This is a genomic window from Massilia oculi (assembly GCF_017582745.1).
Taxonomy (GTDB): Bacteria; Pseudomonadota; Gammaproteobacteria; order Burkholderiales; family Burkholderiaceae_D; genus Telluria; species Telluria oculi_A.
This window is the reverse complement of sequence record NZ_JAFVIM010000006.1, coordinates 102,526-123,494: the sequence shown is the minus strand read 5'-3', so window position 1 is coordinate 123,494 and position 20,969 is coordinate 102,526. Positions and strand designations below refer to the sequence as shown.

Here is a 20,969-nt window from a genome sequence, read left to right as displayed (position 1 = left end):
AGATTACTGGCGAGCCGGACCGAGAGATAGACGTGCCCCTGTATCAATCGTAAATAGATGTAAGCACAGCACGCAAAAGAAAACGGCGCCGTGGAAGGCGCCGTTTGAACGGGATCCTGAAGAGATCAGGCCGCGTGCTCGGCCTGCCGTGCAGCCTCCGATACCTGCCCCAGCAGCGCCAGCAGCTCGGCCGGTGTATCGAGCAGGTAGTCCGCGCCCCAGGTCGACGGTTCGATCGCGCCGCAATAGCCCCAGGCGCAGGCCACGGTGACCATGCCCGCAGCGCGTCCGGCCTCGATGTCGCGCAGGTCGTCGCCCACGTACCAGCACTGTTCTGGTGCAAGACCCAGGCGACGGGCGCCTTCCAGCAGCGGGGCGGGGTGCGGTTTGGCGAAGCCCGTGGTGTCGCCCGAGACGATGCAGCCGGCGTGCGCCAGCGCGATCTGCGGCACCAGCGGATCGGTGAAGCGGGCCGGCTTGTTGGTGACGATGCCCCAGGCCATGCCTGCGTCCGCAATGCCGTCGAGCAGCTCGGGAATGCCGTCGAACAGCGTCGTATGTGCCGACATCGCCGACTGGTAGCGGTCGAACCAGGCCAGGCGCAGTTCCTCGTAGCCGTCGTCGCCCGGCGCCAGGCCGAAGGCGGCGCCGATCATGCCGCGCGCGCCGGCCGAGGCCGTCGGGCGCAGCACCTCATATGGGGTCGGGTCCAGGCCGCGTTCAAGGCGCAGCCAGTTCACGGCCGCTGCGAGGTCGGGCGCCGTGTCGGCCAGCGTGCCGTCGAGGTCGAACAGGATGGCACGCGGTGCCGGCATCACGGTCGGAAAAGTCATATCGTTCAGAGCGGTTTGCTGCACGCCACCATGTAGTTCACATCGGTGTCGTTGTTCAGCGAATAGATCTTGGTCAGCGGGTTGTAGGTCAGGCCCTTCAGGCCGTCGACCTGCAGGCCGGCCTGGCGTACGAACTGCGCCAGCTCGGCGGGCGTGATGAACTTGCCGTAGTCGTGGGTCCCGCGCGGCAGCATGCGCAGCACGTACTCGGCGCCGATCACGGCGAACAGGTAAGACTTCGGATTGCGGTTCAGTGTCGAGAAAAACACGTGGCCGCCCGGTTTCACCAGCTTGGCGGCGGCGCGCACGATCGAGGCCGGGTCGGGTACGTGCTCCAGCATTTCCATGCAGGTGACCACGTCGAACTGGCCGGCTTCCTGCTCGGCCATCTCTTCGGCCGCGATGTGTTTGTAGCGCACCTCTACGCCCGATTCCAGGCTGTGCAGGTCGGCCACCTTGAGCGCCTTCTTGGACAGGTCGATGCCGGTCACCTTGGCGCCCTTGCGCGCCATCGATTCGGACAGCACGCCGCCGCCGCAGCCGATGTCGATCACGTTCTTGCCCGCCAGTGGGGCGCGCGCATTGATCCACTCGAGGCGCAAGGGGTTGATTTCGTGCAGCGGACGGAATTCCGAGGTCGGATCCCACCAGCGGTGGGCCAGTTCGCTGAACTTCTGGATTTCTAATGAGTCTGCGTTTGTCGTCGTCATGGCTCGAATAATAGCGGAAATGATGCGGGGGAACGGCCCGGAAATGAAAAAACCCCGCCGCAGCGGGGTTCAGGGGTGTTAGCCCGGATTACTTGTTGACGGTACGGGTACCGACGACTTCGATTTCCACGCGACGGTTCTGTGCGCGGCCTTCGGCGGTCTTGTTGTCCGCTTTCGGCTGGCTTTCGCCCTTGCCTTCGGTGTAGATGCGGGTTTCTTCGATGCCTTTGCCTTTCAGGTAGGCCTTGACGGCTTCGGCGCGGCGGATCGACAGCTTCTGGTTGTAGGCATCGGTGCCGATCGAGTCGGTGTGGCCGACGGCGATGATGACTTCCAGGTTCATGTCGCCCAGCTTGGCGCTCAGCTCATCCAGCGAAGCCTTGCCGGCTGGCTTCAGGATCGCCTTGTCGAAGTCGAAGAAGGCGTCGGCCGAGTAGCTGACTTTCTCCGAGGTCGGCACTGGTGCGGCCACGACTGGAGCAGGTGCTGGAGCCGGTGCCGGCGCTGCCGGTGGCGGCGGAGCGACGCACTTGCCGTTTTCAAGTTTCTCTGGCTCAACGCACAGCGGCGCATCGCAGCCCGGGACCGCATCGGCCGGGGTCCAGTAGCCGGTGCGCCAGCACAGGCCGAAAGGATTGCGCGCGATCACGCCGCGAGCGTCTTGCACGTAGGCGCTGTACGGGGTGCGGGCCTGGATGTCGGTGGTCAGCGGCGCGTAGGGTGGGGCGCTTTGGGCGGAGGCGACGCCCGCAATCGCGGCCGACGCTGCGAGCAGAACAGTGATCAGTTTCTTCATATTCTTTTCCTTTCGGTTAAATCCGTAGCGATTCAGACGGGCTCCATGTGTGGTCAGAAGATTAACACGGCGGCCGCTCCGTCTGTTTCGTATTGTGAAACAAGCAATTGACTTCCTGTCCATTTTGCCACATGCACCAAAATCGCACGACTGCACCCAAATCAAACATCAAGCATTAACTGCTTGACGTTGTTACGCCGCAACATTTTCCCAAGCGGAGCAGGCCGGGGACGACAATGCTGGAAATTTGGCGCCGATTCCATCGTCCCGCCCTTGATTTCCGGCATCCAGAGTGGGGCGGTCGGAATTGAGCAACTGCTATCTGTCGCATGGTAGAATCGTCCGTTGCAACTTATAACCATCGCCTGAAAGCAGTCGACCCGCCCAATGGATCAATTCGCAAAAGAAACAGTCCCGATTTCCCTCGAAGAAGAGATGCGCAAGAGCTACCTCGATTACGCCATGAGCGTGATCGTGGGTCGTGCGCTGCCGGACGTACGCGACGGCCTGAAGCCGGTGCACCGCCGCGTGCTCTACGCGATGCACGAGATGAACAACGTGTGGAACCGTCCCTACCTCAAGTGCGCGCGCGTCGTTGGCGACACGATGGGTAAATTCCACCCGCACGGCGACTCGTCGATCTACGACACCCTGGTCCGCATGGCCCAGGACTTCTCGCTGCGCTACACCCTGGTCGATGGTCAGGGCAACTTCGGCTCGATCGACGGCGACAGCGCCGCGGCAATGCGTTACACCGAGTGCCGCCTCGACCGCATCGCCGGCGAGATCCTGGCCGACATCGACAAGGACACCGTCGACTTCCAGCCGAACTACGACGGCAAGGAGAAAGAGCCGACGGTCCTGCCGACCCGCATCCCGAACCTCTTGATCAACGGCTCGTCCGGCATCGCGGTCGGCATGGCGACCAATATCCCGCCGCACAACCTGTCCGAAGTGATCGCCGGCGCGATGCACGTGCTGCGTAATCCCGACTGCACCATCGACGAGCTGATCGAGCTGATCCCGGCGCCGGACTTCCCGACCGCCGGCATCATCTATGGTGTCTCGGGCGTGCGCGACGGTTACCGCACCGGCCGCGGCCGCGTGGTGATGCGCGCCAAGACTCACTTCGAAGAAGTGGGCCGCGACGGCAGCCGCACCGCGATCATCATCGACGAGCTGCCCTACCAGGTAAACAAGAAATCGCTGCTCGAGCGCATCGCCGAAAACGTGCGCGACAAGAAGCTCGAAGGCATTTCCGACATCCGCGACGAGTCCGACAAATCGGGCATGCGCGTGGTGATCGAACTCAAGCGCGGCGAAGTGCCTGAAGTCGTGCTGAACAATCTGTACAAGCAGACCCAGCTGCAAGACACCTTCGGCATGAATATGGTGGCGCTGGTCAATGGCCAGCCGAAGCTGCTGAACCTCAAGCAGATGCTCGAGTGCTTCCTGTCGCACCGCCGCGAAGTGGTCACCCGCCGCACCGTGTTCGAGCTGCGCAAGGCGCGCGATCGCGGCCACATGCTGGAAGGCCTGGCCGTCGCGCTGGCGAACATCGACGACTTCATCGCCATCATCAAGGCCGCGCCGACCCCGCCGGTCGCCAAGGTCGAGCTGATGGACCGCGCCTGGGATTCGTCGCTGGTGCGCGAGATGCTCAACCGTACCGAACTGGGCGAAGCCGGCGGCATCGCGGCCTTCCGTCCCGAGCACCTGCCGAAGCACTACGGCATGCAGTCGAGCGGCCTGTACAAGCTGTCGGACGAGCAGGCGCAAGAGATCCTGCAGATGCGCCTGCAGCGCCTGACCGGCCTGGAGCAGGACAAGATCGTCAACGAGTACAAAGAGGTGATGGCCCACATCGCCGACCTGCTCGACATCCTGGCCAAGCCGGAGCGTGTGACCACGATCATCGTCGACGAGATGACCGCCATCAAGGCCGAGTACGCCGACAATGGCAAGGACACCCGCCGTTCGACCATCGAGCACAATGCCAGCGACCTCGAGACCGAAGACCTGATCACCCCGCAGGACATGGTGGTCACGCTGTCGCACGCGGGCTACATGAAGGCGCAGCCAATCTCCGAATACCGCGCCCAGAAGCGCGGCGGTCGCGGCAAGCAGGCGACGGCGACCAAGGACGAAGACTGGATCGACCAGCTGTTCATCGCCAATACCCACGACTACATGCTGTGCTTCAGCAACCGTGGCCGGATGTACTGGCTCAAGGTGTGGGAAGTGCCACAAGGCTCGCGCAACTCGCGTGGCAAGCCGATCGTCAATATGTTCCCGCTGCAAGATAACGAAAAGATCACCGTCGTGCTGCCGCTGCAGGGCGAGAACCGTACCTTCCCAGAAGACCACTACGTCTTCATGTCGACCTCGCTGGGCACCGTCAAGAAGACCCCGCTGCGCGACTTCAGCAACCCACGCAAGGCCGGCATCATCGCGGTCGACCTCGATGAAGGCGACGTGCTGGTCGGCGCCGCGCTCACCGACGGCAAGCACGACGTGATGCTGTTCTCCGACGGCGGCAAGGCCGTGCGCTTCGACGAGAACGACGTGCGTCCGATGGGCCGCACCGCGCGCGGCGTGCGCGGCATGAACCTCGAAGAAGGCCAGCAGGTCATCGCGCTGCTGGTGGCCGAGAGCGAAGAGCAGACCGTCCTCACCGCCACCGAGAACGGCTTCGGCAAGCGTACCCCGATCACGGAGTACACCCGCCACGGCCGCGGCACCAAGGGCATGATCGCGATCCAGACCAGCGAGCGTAACGGTAAAGTGGTGGCCGCGACCCTGGTCGAGCCGAGCGACGAGATCATGCTGATCACGACCGGCGGCGTGCTGATCCGCACCCGCGTCTCCGAGATCCGCGAGATGGGCCGTGCGACGCAGGGCGTGACCCTGATCGCGGTCGAGGATGGCACCAAGCTGTCCGGCCTGCAGCGCATCGTCGAGACCGACCTCGAAGAAGTCGAGCTCGAACCGGCGCCGGAGTAATGGCGCCCGGGTGCAAGCGCGCATGTGATATGCCTGCGCTTGCACCCTTCGTTCAATTCAATGGGCGCCAGCGCCCGCTTGGGAAACCAATGAAAAAAATCCTCCTCGCCGTGACCTGCGCCGCCGCCTTTGCCGGCGTGCCTTCGTTCGCTTTCGCGCAAGCTGCTGCCCCGGCCGCCCCTAGCGCCCAGGAAGCTGCCGCCGTCAAGGAATTGATGGCGGCGATGGATGTGCGCAAGATGATGATGGCTTCGTTCACCGAGATGGAGAAGGCGCTGCCGCAGATGATGCGCTCGCAGATGACGGCCGTGATCAATGCCGATCCGTCCGCCAGCGACGAGAAGAAGAAGGCGGCCCTGGACAAGGTCGAGCAGGTGCTGCCGGGTGCGACCGAGGCGATCAACCGCATGTTCCGCGATCCGGCCCTGATCGACGAGATGATGGCCGAGATCGGGCCGCTGTACGCCCGTCACTACAACGTCGCCGAGCTGAAGGAACTGGCCGCTTTCTACCGCACCCCACTGGGCCAGAAGATGCTGACCCTGAGTCCGCGCCTGGCGGCCGAGAGCATGGCGGTCGGCCAGAAGATCGTTGCGCCGCGCCTGAATGGCCTGATGCGGGAAGTGATGCAGAACGCCCAGCCAAAATAACACCATCGAAAGGACCGCATGACCCACGTCTTCAATTTCTCGGCCGGCCCTGCCGTCCTGCCGAAAGAAGTGCTGCTGCAGGCGGCGAGCGAGATGCTCGACTGGCATGGCAGCGGCATGTCGGTGATGGAGATGAGTCACCGCGGTCCCGAGTTTTCCAGCATCCATCGCCAGGCGCTGGACGACCTGCGCGAGCTGCTGGACGTGCCGGCCAACTATAAAATCCTGTTCCAGCAGGGCGGGGGGCTCGGGCAGAACGCCATCGTTCCCCTCAACCTGGCCGGTCGCCGCCAAGACCCGGTGATCGACTTCGTCCACACGGGTTCGTGGTCGGGCAAGTCGATCAAGGAAGCGGCGCGCTATGCGCGGGTGAACGTTGCCGCCTCGAGCGAGGCCGAAGGCTTCGTTCGCGTGCCGGCGCGCGAGTCGTGGCGGTTGTCGCAGGACGCGGCCTATCTGCACATCTGCACCAACGAGACCATCGACGGCGTCGAGTACCCCGACGCGCCGGAGATCGATCCTGATGTGCCGATCGTGGCCGACATGTCCTCGCACATCCTGTCGCGCAAGATCGATATTTCCAAATATGGCGTGATCTTCGCCGGCGCCCAGAAGAATATCGGGCCGGCCGGCCTGACCCTGGTGATCGTGCGCGAAGACCTGCTCGACTACGCGTCGCCGCAGTGCCCGTCGGCCTTCAACTGGAAGACCTGCGCCGAGCACGATTCGCTGTACAACACGCCGCCGACCTATTCGATCTATATCGCCGGGCTGGTGTTCGCCTGGCTCAAGGCCAATGGCGGGGTGGCGGCCATGGAAGCGCGTAATATCGAGAAGGCCAAGCTCTTGTATGAGGCGCTCGAACGCGACGATTTCTACAGCAATCGCGTGGCGCCGGAATTCCGTTCCCGCATGAACGTGCCGTTCTACCTGCGCGACGAATCGCTGAACCAGTTATTCCTGACCGGCGCACAAGCGCGCGGTCTGCTGCAACTGAAGGGCCACAAGTCCGTCGGCGGCATGCGGGCATCGATCTACAACGCGATGCCGATCGAGGGCGTACAGGCTCTCGTCGATTACTTGAACGAGTTCGCCGGTCGTTGAGACCCGCCCCGGCATGCCGGGGCTTTCAGGCGTGCAGCAGCGGTCAGGCGAACCAATCGACCACACAGCATAACGATGACAGACAAACTCAAACCCCTGCGCGAACGCATCGATGCGATCGACGCGCAAATCCTCTCGCTGCTCAGCGAGCGCGGCAAGGTCGCGCAAGAGGTCGGCCACGTCAAGGCCGAAACCAACGCCCCCGTATTCCGTCCCGAGCGCGAAGCGCAAGTGCTGCGCGGCGTCGCCGACCGCAATCCCGGCCCGCTCAAGGACAAGGACGTGCAAACGATCTTCCGCGAGATCATGTCGTCCTGCCGCGCGCTCGAGAAGCGCGTGACGGTCGCCTACCTGGGCCCGAGCGGCACCTTCAGCGAGCAGGCCGTGTTCCAGCAGTTCGGCACAGCCATCGAGACGCTGCCCTGCGTGTCGATCGACGAGGTGTTCCGCGCCACGGAGGCCGGCACCGCCGATTTCGGCGTGGTCCCGGTCGAGAACTCGTCCGAAGGCGCGATCAACCGCTCGCTCGACCTGCTGTTGGCCACCACCACCATCATCAGCGGCGAGGTATCGATTGCCGTGCACCACAGCCTGATGAGCAAGACCGGTTCGATGGACGGCGTGAAGACCATCTGCGCGCATTCGCAGGCGCTGGCCCAGTGCCAGGTCTGGCTCAACCTGCACCATCCTCACCTCGAGCGCCGCGCCGTGGCCTCGAACGCCGAGGCGGCCGTGCTGGCGAGCCAGGATCCGACGGTCGCCGCGATCGCCAGCGAGATGGCGGGCGAGCAGTACCAGCTGGGCGTGGTGCAGGCCCACATCCAGGACGACCCGCACAACCGCACCCGCTTCGTGGTGATCGGCCAGCTGCAGACCGGCCCGTCGGGCAAGGACCGCACCGGTATCGTGCTGGCCGTGCCGAACAAGGCCGGCGCCGTCTATAACCTGCTGGCGCCACTCGAAAAGCATGGCGTGTCGATGACCCGCTTCGAATCGCGCCCGGCGCGCATCGGCACCTGGGAGTATTACTTCTACGTGGACATCGAGGGCCATGTGCACGACGCCGCGGTCGCGCGCGCGCTCGAGGAACTCAAGGACAACGCCGCCTTCTTCAAGGTGCTCGGGTCCTACCCGCAAAGCCTTTAATTAAAGATAGAGAGAGACACCATGTCGAAATTCGGTCCCGAATACGTCCGCGCCATCGCCCCTTACCAGGCCGGCAAACCCATCGCCGAAGTCGCCCGCGAGTTCGGCCTCGACGAAGCGACCATCGTCAAGCTGGCTTCCAACGAGAATCCGTTCGGCCTGCCGGAATCGAGCCGCGCCGCGATGCTCGAAGCCGCCGCCGATCTCGGCCGTTACCCGGACGCCAACGGCTTCGAACTCAAGACCGCGCTGTCGCAGCGCTATGACGTGCCGCTCGAGTGGATCACCCTCGGCAACGGCAGCAACGACATCCTGGAGATCGCCGCCCACGCCTTCGTGCAAAAGGGCGAGGCGGTGGTCTATTCGCAGTATTCGTTCGCGGTGTATGCGCTGGCCACGCAGGGCGTGGGCGGTCGCGCCATCGTGGTCACGAGCGTGGACTACGGCCACGACCTGGATGCGATGGCCGCCGCGATCGACGCGGACACGCGCCTGGTCTACGTCGCCAACCCGAACAACCCGACCGGCACCTTCATCCCGGCCGCACAGGTCGAAGCCTTCCTGCAGAAGGTCCCAGGCAACGTGATCGTGGTGCTGGACGAAGCGTATAACGAATACCTGGCGCCGGAACACCAGTTCGAGTCGAGCGCCTGGGTGCGCAAATACCCGAACCTGATCGTCTCGCGCACCTTCTCCAAGGCCTATGGCCTGGCCGGGCTGCGCGTGGGCTTCGCCATCGCCCAGCCCGAGGTGACGGACCTGATGAACCGCATCCGCCAGCCGTTCAACGTCAACTCGCTGGCGCAGGCCGCCGCGATCGCCGCGCTGAACGACAAGGAATTCCTCGCCAAAGGTGCGCAGAACAACGCCGAAGGCTACCGGCAGATGGTCGCCGCCTTCGAGGAGCTGAAGCTCGAGTACGTGCCGTCGTTCGGCAACTTCGTGCTGGTGAAGGTCGGCGACGACGAAGGCGCCGGCGCGCGCGTGAACCTGGCGCTGCTCAAGCAAGGCGTGATCGTGCGTCCGGTCGGCGCGTATGGCCTGCCGCAGTGGCTGCGCATCTCGATCGGCCTGCCGGAAGAGAATGCAGCTTTCATCGAAGCCCTCAAGAAGTCCCTCAGCTGAATGCTCGGTAAAGTCCTTATCGTCGGCGTTGGCCTGATCGGCGGCTCGTTCGCGCTGGCGCTGAAAAACGCCGGCCAGGTGGGCGAGGTGGTCGGCATCGGCCGCCACCCGGAAGCGCTGGAGCGCGCGCTGGAGCTGGGCATCGTCGACCGGGTGACCGAGGACCATGCGGACGCGCTGCGCGGCGCCGACCTGGTGCTGCTGGCCGCGCCGGTGGCCCAGACCGGTCCAATCCTGGCAGCGCTGCTGCCGCACCTCGGGCCGCAAACGGTCGTGACCGACGCCGGCAGCACCAAGTGCGACGTGGTCGCGGCCGCGCGCGCGGTGCTGGGGGATCGCGTGCACCAGTTCGTGCCTGGCCACCCGATCGCGGGCAGCGAATCGAACGGCCCCGACGCCGCGCTCGCCGGACTCTATCAAGGCAAGAAATGCGTGCTGACGCCGCTGGCGGAGAACGCTGAGCAGGACGTCGAAAAAGTCGCCGGCGCCTGGCGCGCCTGCGGCGCCGTGATCCATACGCTCAGCCCGGAAGACCATGACCGCGTGTTCGCCGCCGTCAGCCATTTGCCGCACCTGCTGGCCTATGCGCTGGTGGACGATATCGCCGCCAAGCCGCATGCGGACCTGCTGTTCCAGTACGCCGCCAGCGGCTTTCGCGACTTCACGCGCATCGCCGGCTCGTCGCCCGAGATGTGGCGCGACATCAGCCTGGCCAACCGCGCTGCTCTGCTTACCGAGCTGGATGCATATCTGGCACAATTGACGTCGATGCGGGCCATGCTCGCGGCCGCAGACGGCGTCGGCTTGCAAGGAATCTACGCGACCGCCCAGCGCGCCCGCCGCGAATGGCAAGAGGCCATCGAAGCCGGCTCGCTCGAACGGCGTTCGCCCAATCAGGAAAACACATGACGCAGCAAAAACACTACCCGCAGCATATCGACCTCGAGCCCGTGCTTCATGCGCAAGGCACGGTGCGGCTGCCGGGTTCCAAGTCCATCTCGAACCGCACGCTGCTGCTGGCGGCGCTGTCCGAGGGCACGACCACGATCCACGACCTGCTGGCCTCGGACGACACCATGGTGATGCTGGGCGCGCTGCGCTCGCTGGGCATTCAATGGGATGAAGTCGACGAGCGCACCGTGGTCGTGCACGGCAATGGCGGCGAGCTGCCGAACCATGAAGCCGACCTGTTCATGGGCAATGCCGGCACCGCGATCCGTCCGCTGACGGCCGCGCTGGCCGTGATCGGCGGCGACTATACCTTGCACGGCGTGTCGCGCATGCACGAGCGTCCGATCGGCGACCTGGTCGACGCGCTGAACGAGGTCGGCGCCCAGATCGAGTACACGGGAGAACAGGGCTTCCCGCCGCTGCGCATCCGCCGCGGCCGCGTCAATCCGCAGCGCATCGCCGTACGCGGCAATGTGTCGAGCCAGTTCCTGACCGCGCTCCTGATGGCGGCGCCGCTGATGGCCAAGACCCATCCGGTGGCGATCGACGTCGTCGGCGAACTGATTTCGAAGCCGTATATCGAGATCACCCTGAACCTGATGCGCCGCTTCGGCGTCGAGGTCGAGCAGAACGGCTGGGCCTCGTTCACCGTGCATCCGGGCCAGCGCTATCGCAGCCCGGGCACGATCCACGTCGAGGGCGACGCGTCGTCGGCGTCGTACTTCCTGGCGGCCGGCGCGATCGCCGGCGGTCCGGTGCGGGTGGAAGGCGTGGGCGAGCAGAGTATCCAGGGCGACGTGCGCTTCGCCGACGCGCTGGAGCGCATGGGCGCCATTATTACCCGCGGCGACAACTGGATCGAGGCGAGGTCGAATGGCGTGCTCAAGGCCATCGACGCCGACTTCAACCATATTCCGGACGCGGCGATGACGATCGCGGTGGCGGCGCTGTACGCCGACGGCCCGAGCACCCTGCGCAATATCGCCAGCTGGCGCGTGAAGGAAACCGACCGCCTGGCGGCCATGGCGACCGAATTGCGCAAGGTCGGCGCCGAGGTGGAGGAGGGGCCGGACTATATCCGCATCACCCCACCGGAGGAACTCAAGCCGGCCACGATCGACACCTACGACGACCACCGGATGGCGATGTGCTTCTCGCTCGCCTCGCTGGACGGCAAGGCGCGCCGCGGCAACGCGATGCGGATCAACGATCCGAAATGCGTCGCCAAGACCTTCCCCGATTATTTCGAAGCGTTCGCGGGCATCGCGCGCGACGAGCTGTTCTAACCGATTGCCAGGATCCGCATGCCGAATTCGAACGTTCCAGTCATCACCATCGACGGCCCCACCGCATCCGGCAAGGGGACGGTCGCCAGCCGGGTCGCCGAGCGCCTCAGTTTTCACCTGCTCGACTCGGGCGCCCTGTACCGCCTGACGGCGCTGCAGGCGCTGCGGCGCGAGGTCGAGCTGCGCGACGAGCACGCGATCGCCAAGCTGGCCGAGCACCTGCCGGCGCGTTTCCAGGGTGAACATATCTACCTGGCGCACGAGGACGTGACGCACGCGATCCGGGCCGAGGAGGTGGGCAATATGGCGTCGAAGATCGCGGCGCTGCCGACCGTGCGCCAGGCGCTGTTCGGGCTGCAGCTGGGCTTTCGCCAGACGCCGGGCCTGGTGGCCGACGGGCGCGATATGGGCACCGTGATCTTCCCGACCGCCAAGCTGAAGGTGTTCTTGACCGCAAGTGTTGAGGCCCGTGCGCAACGCCGGTATAAGCAATTGATTGACAAAGGGTTTTCTGCTAATATGAACGACCTCCTGGCAGATTTGCAGGCAAGAGACGAGCGCGACACCAATCGCGCGGTCGCTCCCCTGGCCCCGGCAAGCGATGCGCATCTGCTGGACACGTCCGAAATGGGCGTGGATCAGGCAGTGGACCAGGTGTTGGCCTGGTACGCGCAAAAGTAATCAGGAAGAGTTTTTTAAAGACTTTGAATGGCGTTTCGATGCTCTCGGCGTAAGCCTTGGGCGTCAAAACGTCATTCCCGCGCAGGCGGGAATCCCAGTTCGATGCATACCGTTGGCTCGAGTCATCGCCGTGGTGTGCAAGCAAACTTGGGGGAAATGATGCCAATGGCATCATTTCCGACTGCGCGGGGGCGACGGTCTCCGGGCCGGCGTCCTTTGGTGTCTGCAACGCGCTTTTATGTTGCAGGCGTGTTTTAACCCTAACCCAGTTCAGTCCGCATATTGCCGGCCTGCTGGCTAACATGAAATAACACTCCTTTTATGTCTACTGCAACCCAAGATACCGGTATGGAAAGCTTCGCAGCCCTCTTCGAGGAATCGCTGTCGCGTCAAGACATGCGTTCGGGCGAAGTCATTTCGGCTGAAGTCGTGCGTCTGGATCACAACTTCGTGATCGTCAACGCCGGCCTGAAGTCGGAAGCGTTCATCCCAGTTGAAGAATTCAAGAACGACCAGGGCGAACTGGAAGTTCAGATCGGCGATTTCGTTTCCGTGGCTATCGAGTCGCTGGAAAACGGCTTCGGCGACACCATCCTGTCGCGCGACAAGGCCAAGCGCCTGGCATCGTGGCTGGCACTGGAAAAAGCGATGGAATCGGGCGAAATCGTCACCGGTACCGTCAACGGTAAAGTCAAAGGCGGCCTGACCGTCCTGACCAACGGCATCCGCGCCTTCCTGCCGGGTTCGCTGGTTGACACCCGTCCAGTCAAGGACACCACCCCATTCGAAGGCAAGACCCTCGAATTCAAGGTCATCAAGCTGGACCGCAAGCGTAACAACGTCGTGCTGTCGCGTCGTGCCGTCATCGAAGCATCGATGGGCGAAGAGCGCGCGAAGCTGATGGAAACCCTGAAAGAAGGCACCGTGGTCACCGGCGTCGTCAAGAACATCACCGACTACGGTGCGTTCGTCGACCTGGGCGGCATCGACGGCCTGCTGCACATCACCGACCTGGCATGGCGTCGCGTGCGTCACCCGTCGGAAGTCCTGTCGGTTGGCCAAGAGATCACCGCTAAGGTCCTCAAGTACGATCAAGAGAAGAACCGCGTTTCGCTGGGCGTCAAGCAACTGGGCGACGATCCATGGACCGGTCTGTCGCGTCGTTACCCACAAGGCACCCGCCTGTTCGGTAAAGTCACCAACCTGACCGACTACGGCGCGTTCGTCGAAGTGGAACAAGGCATCGAAGGCCTGGTCCACGTGTCGGAAATGGACTGGACCAACAAGAACGTGGCTCCAAACAAGGTTGTCCAGCTGGGCGACGAAGTGGAAGTCATGGTCCTGGAAATCGACGAAGAGCGTCGCCGTATCTCGCTGGGCATGAAGCAGTGCAAGGCGAACCCATGGGACGACTTCGGCATGACCCACAAGAAGGGCGACAAGGTCAAGGGTTCGATCAAGTCGATCACCGACTTCGGCGTCTTCATCGGCCTGCCAGGCAACATCGATGGCCTGGTCCACCTGTCGGACCTGTCGTGGACCGAAGCCGGCGAAGAAGCCGTGCGCAAGTTCAAGAAGGGCGACGAGCTGGAAGCAGTCGTGCTGGCAATCGACGTCGAGCGCGAGCGTGTTTCGCTGGGCGTGAAGCAGCTGGAAGGCGACCCGTTCAACACCTACTCGTCGCTGAACGACAAGGGTTCGCTGGTCACCGGCACCGTGAAATCGGTTGAGCCAAAAGGCGCCGTGATCTCGCTGTCCGAAGAAGTCGAAGGCTACCTGCGCGCTTCGGAAATCTCGCGTGACCGCGTGGAAGACGCTGGCACCCACCTGAAAGTGGGCGACAAGGTCGAAGCCCTGGTCATCAACATCGATCGCAAGGCTCGCAGCATCCAGCTGTCGATCAAGGCGAAAGACAGCGCCGACACCCAGGAAGCGATGAGCAAACTGGCGAACGACAACAGCGCAGCTTCGGGCACCACCAGCCTGGGCGCACTGCTGAAGGCCAAGTTCGATAACAAGAACTAATCAGGTAATTCCTGAGGAGCTGCGATGACCAAATCCGAGCTGATCAACCGTCTGGCTGAGCGTTATTCCCAGCTGGTGGCAAAGGATGCGGAGTTCGCTGTCAAGACCATCCTCGATGCGATGACCAACGCCCTGGCGACCGGGCAGCGCATCGAGATCCGTGGTTTCGGCAGCTTTTCGCTGAACAGCCGTCCCCCGCGCATCGGACGCAATCCGAAGTCCGGCGACAAGGTGATGGTGCCCGAAAAACGGGTGCCGCACTTCAAGCCGGGCAAGCAGTTGCGCGAGCGGGTGGATGCGATGGTCGGGCAACCGATCATCAACGATTGAGTCGTCAAGCAGTCCCGAAAAACGGCATCCGCGAGGATGCCGTTTTTTTTTCGCCTCTCTCCGATTGCCCATCGGGCCCACGCCCGGTGTCATTTTGAAATATCATGGCGAATATGCGACACTTCGCCCTCACATCATTCTCCAGCGGAACCTGCTGATGAAATTCGTCTCGACCATCGTCGGAATCGTCCTGTTCATCCTTTTCTTCGGCTTTGCTCTGAAGAACACCCAGGAAGTCGACCTGCATTTCTTCCTGCAATATGAGTTGCGCGGCCCGCTGGTGCTGATGCTGCTGGCCTTCTTCGTGGCCGGCGCCGCCTTCGGCATCCTGGCGCTGGCCCCGACGGTGTTCCGCCAGCGCCGCGAAAAATGGCTGAACAAGATCACCATCCAGTCCCTGCAAAGCGCCGCTGGCACCGGCAATGCAGCGCCGACGCCGGACAGCGTGACCCCGCCGCCTGCACCGCGTCCCTGAACAATAAGAAAACTAGAATCCATGGAATTTGAACTCTGGATGCTGCTTGGCATCCCATTCTTTTTTGGCTTGGGCTGGCTTGCCGCCCGGGTCGACATCAACGAGCTGGTCTCCGAATCGCGAACCTTGCCGCGCGGCTACTTCAAGGGCCTCAACCACCTGCTGAACGACCAGCCCGATAAAGCCATCGATTCCTTCATCGAGATCGTCAAGCTCGATCCCGAATCGGCCGATATGCACTTTGCCCTCGGCAACCTGTTCCGTCGCCGCGGCGAGACCGAGCGCGCAATCCGCGTGCACCAGAACCTGCTGGCGCGGCCCGACCTGCCGGCCGAGGATAAAGCGCACGCGCAGTACGAGCTCGGCATCGATTACCTGAAGGCCGGCCTGCTGGACCGCGCCGAGGAAACTTTCAACCAGCTGGTCGACACCTCGTATGCGGTCAAGGCGCGCCGTTCGCTGCTCGAGATCTACCAGCGCGAGAAGGAGTGGAAACGCGCCATCGCGGCTGCCGAAGGCCTGCAGGATTCGGGCGCCGGATCGCGCCAGAAGGAAATCGCCCAGTTCTATTGCGAACTGGCCCAGGACGCGCTGGTGCACACGGAATCCAGCGACGCCATGCAATTGCTCGACAAGGCCCTGGAAGCCGACCGCCACAGCGTGCGCGCCACTATCCTGCGCGGCGACGCCCAGCTGGCCCAGGGCGACGTCGAAGAGGCGCTGAAGACCTGGCGCCGCGTCGAGCAGCAGAGCGTGCCGCACGTGGCCCTGGTGGCCGCGCGCCTGATGGATGGCTACCGCAAGGTGGGCCGTCCGCAGGAAGGTGTCAACCTGCTCAAGTCCTACCTGGCCGAGGCCTCGTCGATCGACCTGATCGAGGTCGTGTTCAAGGCGGTCATCGAGCTCGATGGCGTGCAGGCGGCCAAGGAACTGGTGGTCGAAGAGCTGCGCCGCAATCCAACCTTGCTGGGCCTGGATAAACTGCTGGAAGCGCGCCTGATGGATGCGCCGGCGAATATCTGGGAAGAGCTGTCGATGGTCAAGAACCTGGTGCAGCGCTATACCCAGAAGCTGGCGCGCTACCAGTGCAGCCACTGCGGCTTCAAGGCGCGCCAGTTCTACTGGCACTGCCCGGGGTGCAACCGCTGGGATTCCTATCCGCCGCGCCGCACCGAAGAACTGAATGTGATGAACTGAGCACGATGAACAAGCCGACTCCGAGCCGCCTGCTGGTGGCCGACGATTTCCGCCAGCAGGCGGCCCCGCAACTGTCTTCCGTGCGCCTGCTGGTCGTGGGCGACGTCATGCTCGACCGCTACTGGTTCGGCGACGTCTCGCGCATCTCGCCCGAGGCCCCGGTGCCGGTGGTGCGCATCCAGAAGCGCGAAGAGCGCCTGGGCGGCGCCGCCAACGTGGCGCGCAATGCCGCCGCGCTCGGCGCCCACACGGGCCTCTTGGGCGTGGCCGGCGCCGACGAGGCGGGCGACCAGATGGAACAATTGCTGCAGGATGGAGGCATCCATAGCTACCTGAAGCGCGACGAAGCGATCTCGACCATCATCAAGCTGCGCGTGATCGGCCGCCAGCAGCAGATGGTGCGCATCGACTTCGAGGATGCGCCGACCGAGAACGTCCTGCGCGACAAGCTCACCCAGTTCAAGGCGCTGCTGCCCGACTACGACGTGATCATCCTGTCCGACTACAACAAGGGCGCCCTGGTCAATGTGGCCGAGATGATTGCTCTCGCACGCGCGGCCGGCAAGATCGTGCTGGTCGATCCGAAGGGCGACGATTTCACACCGTACCGGGGCGCAAGCATCCTGACCCCGAACCGCTCCGAGCTGCAGCAAGTGGTGGGTGGCTGGAAGACCGAAGAGCAATTGCTCGAGAAAGCGCAGAAGCTGCGCGAGGAATTGAGCCTGGATGCGCTGCTGCTGACCCGCTCCGAAGAAGGCATGAGCCTGTTCACGAAGGACGAGGTGCTGCACGTGCATGCCGATGCGCGCGAAGTGTTCGACGTCTCGGGCGCGGGCGACACCGTGATCGCCACGCTCGCCACCATGCTCGGCGCCAAGGCTCCGCTGGCCGAAGCCCTGGTGACCGCCAACCGCGCCGGCGGCATCGTGGTCGGCAAGCTGGGCACGGCGACCGTGACGCGCGAGGAGTTGTTTCCTGCCTGACGCTTGATCGCGCTCAGTCCCCGGACCCCAACGATAGCCGGGGTCATCCGTCTAAGTGAACACCGGCGGCGTCCTGCCGCCGGGAGCATTCACTTACGGAGAACATTCAATGATCAAGAAACTGATGCTGGTGGTCGCCACGCTGGTCGCTTCGGCCGGGTTTGCCTTCGCCCAGGTGGACGTCAACAAGGCCGACGCCGCGGCGCTCGATGGCGTGAAGGGTGTGGGGCCGAGCATGTCCAAGGCCATCCTGGACGAACGCGCCAAGGGCGAATTCAAGGACTGGGCCGACCTGCAGGGACGCGTCAAGGGTGTGGGCGATAAAAAGGCTGCCAAGCTGTCCGAGGCTGGCCTGGTGGTCAACGGCAAGGGCAAGGAGGGCGCTGCGGCGGCCAAGCCAGTCGCGAAGGACGCCAAGCCGAGCCAGACGGCCGACGCCAAGGCAGCGATGTGACATGTATTGACTGACATCCGCGCGGCCGCGTGGCAAGATGTGCAAGCTCATCTGTTACAGCTTGCACATCAATACCAGAAAGGTAACCATGCCTCACGCCCGTGTTTCCACCGCCTTGCTGGCGGCCCTGCTGGCCGCCTCCGCAACCGCTCATGCAGCCACCCCGGCAGCCACCCCGGCCCAGCCGAACATCACCGCCCAGCAAGCTCAAATCAACAAGATCCTGGGCGAAATTTCGCAGAAGCGTATCGAAAGCCATATCCGCAAGCTGGTCAGCTTCGGCACCCGCCACACGATGTCGGAAACCGAATCCGAGACGCGCGGCATCGGCGCCGCGCGCCGCTGGATCAAGGCCGAGCTGGAGCGCTGCGGCGCCGGCACCCCGCTGCAGGTAGCCTTCGACAGCCACGTGGCCCCCGTATCGGCGCGCATCTCGAAGCCGACCGAGATCGTCAACGTGGTCGCGACCCTGCCGGGGACGCAGGCCGCCTCGAAGGACCGCATGTACGTGGTCAGCGGCCACTACGATTCGCGCGCGTCGGACGTGATGGATGCAACGTCGGACGCGCCGGGCGCCAACGACGACGCCTCGGGCACCGCCGCCATCATGGAACTGGCGTGCGTGATGGCCAAGTACAAGTTCGACGCCACGCTCGTGTTCATGGCCGTCGCGGCCGAGGAGCAGGGCCTGATCGGCGCGCGCCACTGGGCGACCCAGGCGCGCGAAAAGGGTTGGAACGTGGCCGGCATGTTCACCAACGACATCATCGGCAGCTCGCGTGGCGACGACGGCAAGGTCGACGATAAATCGGTGCGCCTGTTCGCCCAGAGCATCCCGGCGACCAAGGAAATGAGCGAGGCCGTGCGCCAGCTGGTGGCCACCGGCGGCGAGAACGATTCGATCTCGCGCCAGCTCGCGCGCCACACCAAGGAGCAGGGCGAGCGCTACGTGAAGGGCTTCAAGGTCAGCGTCATCCAGCGCCACGACCGCTACCTGCGCGGCGGCGACCACATGCCGTTCCTGGAACAGGGCTATGCGGCGCTGCGCTTCACCGAGCCGGCCGAGAACTTCGACCACCAGCACCAGGACCTGCGCACCGAAAACGGCAAGGTGTATGGCGACACCATCGACCACGTCGACTTCCGCTACGTTGCCAACGTAACCAAGGTGAATGGCGCCGCCATGGCCTCGCTGGCGCTGGCGCCATCCGCGCCGCAGGAAGTGAAGCTGCGCACCGCGGGTCTGACCAACGATTCGACCCTGGTGTGGAAGGCCAATGCCGAACCCGACCTGGCCGGCTACCGCCTGGTGTGGCGTGACACCACCAGCGCGAACTGGGAAGGTTCGAAGTGGGTCGGCAACGTGACGGAAGCGACCATCGACCTGTCGAAGGATAATGTGTTCTTCGGCGTGCAGGCGGTCGACAAGGATGGCAACGTCAGCCCGGCCACGTATCCCTTGCCGCTGCGCTAAACCAGCGTACGTCCTGCCTGTAAATTGACGGGGCGGGCATCGGTGGACAGGTCCACCGATGCCCGCCCCGACGCCGTCTTGCTTCTCGGATTAAAATGGCGCTTTGGTATCGCAAGGAATAGAGAAAGCAATGGCTTACAAGACCATCGAAGCCACGATCGGCAACACGCCGCTCGTGCAGCTGCAGCGCCTGCCTGGCGCCGACATCGCGGCCCGCAACAACATCATCCTGGGCAAGCTGGAAGGCAATAACCCGGCTGGATCGGTGAAGGACCGCGCCGCCATGTCGATGCTGCGCGGCGCCGAGCTGCGCGGCCAGATCAAGCCGGGCGACACGCTGATCGAAGCCACCAGCGGCAATACCGGCATCGCGCTGGCGATGGCGGCCGCGATCCTCGGCTACAAGATGATCCTCCTGATGCCGGACAACCTGTCGGTCGAGCGCCGCCAGAGCATGGCCGCGTATGGCGCGCAAATCATCCTGACGCCGAAGTCGGGCGGCATGGAGTATGCGCGCGACATGGCCGAGCAGATGCAGAAGGATGGCCAGGGCATCATCCTCGACCAGTTCGCCAACTTCGACAATCCACGCGCGCACTACGAGACCACCGGTCCCGAAATCTGGCGCGACACCGAAGGCCGCATCACGCACTTCGTCAGCGCCATGGGCACCACCGGGACCATCATGGGCGTGTCGCGCTACCTGAAGGAGCAGAACGAGGCCATCCGCATCGTCGGCGCCCAGCCCGAGGAAGGCTCGTCGATCCCGGGCATCCGCAAATGGCCCGAAGCCTATCTGCCGAAGATCTTTGAGGCGGCGCGCGTCGACCAGGTCGAGAGCGTGAATCAGGCGTCGGCCGAGCAGATGGCGCGCCGTCTGGCGGCCGAAGAAGGCATCTTCTGCGGCATCTCGGCCGCCGGCGCCTGCGAAGTGGCGCTGCGCATCGCCCAGACGGTGGAGAACGCGACCATCGTGTTCGTGGTGTGCGACCGCGGCGACCGCTATCTGTCGACCGGCGTGTTCCCGGCCTGAGGCCACTCGCCAATAAAAAGGCCGCCTGGATTGCAGGCGGCCTTGTTGTATCAGTCACTGGGACTGCATAGACCTTATCATTGGCGCATCGCCAACGTTAATCGGTCGTCCGCCAATGCGGCGGCTCGTACGCCCGCGCGGGCGTACGCACTACTCGTCCGGCGGCGCGCAAGGCGCCGCCCATCCCGTCAGGAGAGAAGCCAGGGCGCCAGCTGCCGCGCCCGCGACGACTCAGTCCTTCGAAGCAGGAACCGCGCCTTCTTTTGGCTTGAACTGCTTGTCGCTGATGCGGAACTTCGCACGGCGATCGCCCATCAGGTAGCGCAGGTCGCGGATCGACAGGTCGCTGACTTCGTGCATGCGGATCAGCAGCGAAGCGCCGACCGGCAGGCGGTGGTGGCGAATTTTCGAGATCACCGGCGGCGCGACTTCGAGTGCGCGCGACAGTGCTGCATCGTTCTTCAGGCGCAGGTTCTCGATCAGGGTATCGAGCAGGCGGTTCGGGTTGTACTGAAGCAGCTCATCGCCTTCCGAATCGCTGTTCATATCAATGCCGACTTGGTTAGTCATGATTCAAATTCCTATCTGGGGTTGAAACGGAGTCGCTGGCGGCGTTCGATTCCGGAAGTTTAATTTCGTAATTTTCTATTCAATTGTACAACTATTTTTATTCCGATACTCATGAGCAAGTCGGAATCATTTCTCTCACCTCG

The 20,969-nt window shown here is 63.7% G+C and carries 20 protein-coding genes; 16 read left to right on the top strand and 4 right to left on the bottom strand.

All coding sequences use genetic code 11. The annotated features are described in order from the left end of the window. Positions 1-125 precede the first annotated feature (125 nt). The 3 genes from J3U95_RS09340 to ompA all read right to left on the bottom strand — a co-directional run bounded on the left by J3U95_RS09340 (position 126) and on the right by ompA (position 2,339). The gene (locus tag J3U95_RS09340) at positions 126-833 is read right to left on the bottom strand and encodes an HAD family hydrolase (RefSeq protein ID WP_208278334.1); all 708 of its coding nucleotides are present in this window, start codon (positions 831-833) and stop codon (positions 126-128) included. A 5-nt stretch (positions 834-838) separates the two neighbouring features. Next, complete coding sequence (gene ubiG, locus J3U95_RS09335) at positions 839-1,543, bottom strand: bifunctional 2-polyprenyl-6-hydroxyphenol methylase/3-demethylubiquinol 3-O-methyltransferase UbiG (RefSeq protein WP_208278333.1); 705 nt, start codon at positions 1,541-1,543, stop codon at positions 839-841. Between the two features lie 88 nt (positions 1,544-1,631). Beyond that, the gene (gene ompA, locus J3U95_RS09330) at positions 1,632-2,339 is read right to left on the bottom strand and encodes an outer membrane protein OmpA (protein WP_208278332.1); all 708 of its coding nucleotides are present in this window, start codon (positions 2,337-2,339) and stop codon (positions 1,632-1,634) included. Positions 2,340-2,726: 387 nt separating this feature from the next. Here ompA and gyrA point away from each other — a divergent pair, with 387 nt between their 5' ends. From gyrA to cysM, 16 genes are all read left to right on the top strand, one after another. Further along, positions 2,727-5,342: a DNA gyrase subunit A gene (gene gyrA, locus J3U95_RS09325; RefSeq protein ID WP_208278331.1), complete on the top strand. Its 2,616-nt coding sequence runs from the start codon at positions 2,727-2,729 to the stop codon at positions 5,340-5,342. Positions 5,343-5,431: 89 nt separating this feature from the next. Then, positions 5,432-5,992, top strand: coding sequence for a DUF2059 domain-containing protein (locus J3U95_RS09320; protein ID WP_208278330.1), 561 nt, complete (start codon positions 5,432-5,434; stop codon positions 5,990-5,992). A gap of 18 nt (positions 5,993-6,010) precedes the next feature. Then, positions 6,011-7,096, top strand: coding sequence for a 3-phosphoserine/phosphohydroxythreonine transaminase (serC, locus tag J3U95_RS09315; RefSeq protein ID WP_208278329.1), 1,086 nt, complete (start codon positions 6,011-6,013; stop codon positions 7,094-7,096). A 75-nt stretch (positions 7,097-7,171) separates the two neighbouring features. Then, positions 7,172-8,242 (top strand): prephenate dehydratase, encoded by a 1,071-nt coding sequence (gene pheA, locus J3U95_RS09310; RefSeq protein WP_208278328.1) that lies wholly within the window; start codon positions 7,172-7,174, stop codon positions 8,240-8,242. A 21-nt stretch (positions 8,243-8,263) separates the two neighbouring features. After that, the gene (hisC, locus tag J3U95_RS09305; protein WP_208278327.1) at positions 8,264-9,367 is read left to right on the top strand and encodes a histidinol-phosphate transaminase; all 1,104 of its coding nucleotides are present in this window, start codon (positions 8,264-8,266) and stop codon (positions 9,365-9,367) included. After that, positions 9,368-10,276, top strand: coding sequence for a prephenate dehydrogenase (locus J3U95_RS09300; RefSeq protein WP_208278326.1), 909 nt, complete (start codon positions 9,368-9,370; stop codon positions 10,274-10,276). It begins immediately after the preceding gene. After that, positions 10,273-11,604 carry a 3-phosphoshikimate 1-carboxyvinyltransferase gene (aroA, locus tag J3U95_RS09295; protein ID WP_208278325.1) on the top strand — a complete coding sequence of 444 codons (1,332 nt, stop codon included), beginning with the start codon at positions 10,273-10,275 and terminating at the stop codon, positions 11,602-11,604. The genes J3U95_RS09300 and aroA overlap by 4 nt, the downstream gene beginning before the upstream one ends. Positions 11,605-11,622: 18 nt before the next feature. Continuing rightward, positions 11,623-12,285 carry a (d)CMP kinase gene (gene cmk, locus J3U95_RS09290; RefSeq protein WP_208278324.1) on the top strand — a complete coding sequence of 221 codons (663 nt, stop codon included), beginning with the start codon at positions 11,623-11,625 and terminating at the stop codon, positions 12,283-12,285. Between the two features lie 321 nt (positions 12,286-12,606). Continuing rightward, positions 12,607-14,310 carry a 30S ribosomal protein S1 gene (gene rpsA / locus J3U95_RS09285; protein ID WP_109344443.1) on the top strand — a complete coding sequence of 568 codons (1,704 nt, stop codon included), beginning with the start codon at positions 12,607-12,609 and terminating at the stop codon, positions 14,308-14,310. A gap of 24 nt (positions 14,311-14,334) precedes the next feature. Beyond that, complete coding sequence (locus tag J3U95_RS09280) at positions 14,335-14,640, top strand: integration host factor subunit beta (protein ID WP_005668997.1); 306 nt, start codon at positions 14,335-14,337, stop codon at positions 14,638-14,640. Between the two features lie 157 nt (positions 14,641-14,797). Further along, positions 14,798-15,115 carry a LapA family protein gene (locus J3U95_RS09275; RefSeq protein ID WP_071359980.1) on the top strand — a complete coding sequence of 106 codons (318 nt, stop codon included), beginning with the start codon at positions 14,798-14,800 and terminating at the stop codon, positions 15,113-15,115. Positions 15,116-15,136: 21 nt separating this feature from the next. Beyond that, positions 15,137-16,312, top strand: a complete 1,176-nt coding sequence (gene lapB / locus J3U95_RS09270; protein WP_208278323.1) for a lipopolysaccharide assembly protein LapB — start codon at positions 15,137-15,139, stop codon at positions 16,310-16,312. Between the two features lie 5 nt (positions 16,313-16,317). Next, complete coding sequence (rfaE1, locus tag J3U95_RS09265; protein ID WP_267877778.1) at positions 16,318-17,295, top strand: D-glycero-beta-D-manno-heptose-7-phosphate kinase; 978 nt, start codon at positions 16,318-16,320, stop codon at positions 17,293-17,295. A 109-nt stretch (positions 17,296-17,404) separates the two neighbouring features. Next, the gene (locus tag J3U95_RS09260; RefSeq protein ID WP_208278322.1) at positions 17,405-17,749 is read left to right on the top strand and encodes a ComEA family DNA-binding protein; all 345 of its coding nucleotides are present in this window, start codon (positions 17,405-17,407) and stop codon (positions 17,747-17,749) included. A gap of 88 nt (positions 17,750-17,837) precedes the next feature. Continuing rightward, positions 17,838-19,223 carry a M20/M25/M40 family metallo-hydrolase gene (locus tag J3U95_RS09255; protein WP_208278321.1) on the top strand — a complete coding sequence of 462 codons (1,386 nt, stop codon included), beginning with the start codon at positions 17,838-17,840 and terminating at the stop codon, positions 19,221-19,223. A gap of 130 nt (positions 19,224-19,353) precedes the next feature. Beyond that, complete coding sequence (cysM, locus tag J3U95_RS09250; RefSeq protein ID WP_208278320.1) at positions 19,354-20,256, top strand: cysteine synthase CysM; 903 nt, start codon at positions 19,354-19,356, stop codon at positions 20,254-20,256. 231 nt (positions 20,257-20,487) lie between these two features. Here the strand turns inward: cysM and J3U95_RS09245 are convergent, their stop codons facing one another. After that, positions 20,488-20,826, bottom strand: coding sequence for a hypothetical protein (locus J3U95_RS09245; protein WP_109344434.1), 339 nt, complete (start codon positions 20,824-20,826; stop codon positions 20,488-20,490). Positions 20,827-20,969 lie beyond the last annotated feature (143 nt).